Here is a 488-nt window from a genome sequence, read left to right as displayed (position 1 = left end):
TGGATAAAAGTGAAACATCATTTCAAATGATGATCGATAAATCGTTATCCTGCAAAGAATTTTTGGGCGCCCGTGACGAGCGCCCGACAGGCTTGCCGCAACGCTACTCCATGTAGTCTTCCTGATCGGCCTGCGCCGCGGCGATAAAGCGCGCGGTGCTGCGGCTGAGCGTGGCGCATTTATCCGTCAGCAGCTGATTATCCTGTTGCAGAGCCAGATAGCGCGCCTGGGTGAGCGCCGGCAGCTGCCGATACCCTGCAGCATGCGTGTCCCAGCCGCGGTGCTGCGCCGTACGCATCGCGGTGCGCTGCAATTTCACATCGTCCGGCACTTCGCTGCGCCCGCACGCCACGCGCAGGAAATGCCCGCCGGCCAGCATCAAAGCGATGTGATCCAACTGCGACTGCAGCGGCGGCGCCGGTTTATGCGCCGTATGCTGACAACCAGCAAGCAGCAGCAACGCCACCGCGCCGCAAAGAGAAGTGCGA

General features: G+C 60.9%; 1 protein-coding gene. It reads right to left on the bottom strand.

Translation table 11 applies throughout. The features are described from left to right. Nucleotides 1–103 precede the first annotated feature (103 nt). On the bottom strand, nucleotides 104–488 hold a 385-nt coding region (gene gspS / locus BJP35_RS23825), incomplete at its 5' end, for a type II secretion system pilot lipoprotein GspS (RefSeq protein ID WP_143349644.1).

The organism is Enterobacter sp. J49 (assembly GCF_002148625.1).
In the GTDB taxonomy this organism is placed as follows: Bacteria; Pseudomonadota; Gammaproteobacteria; order Enterobacterales; family Enterobacteriaceae; genus Enterobacter; species Enterobacter ludwigii.
This window is presented reverse-complemented; position numbering and strand designations above follow the sequence as displayed.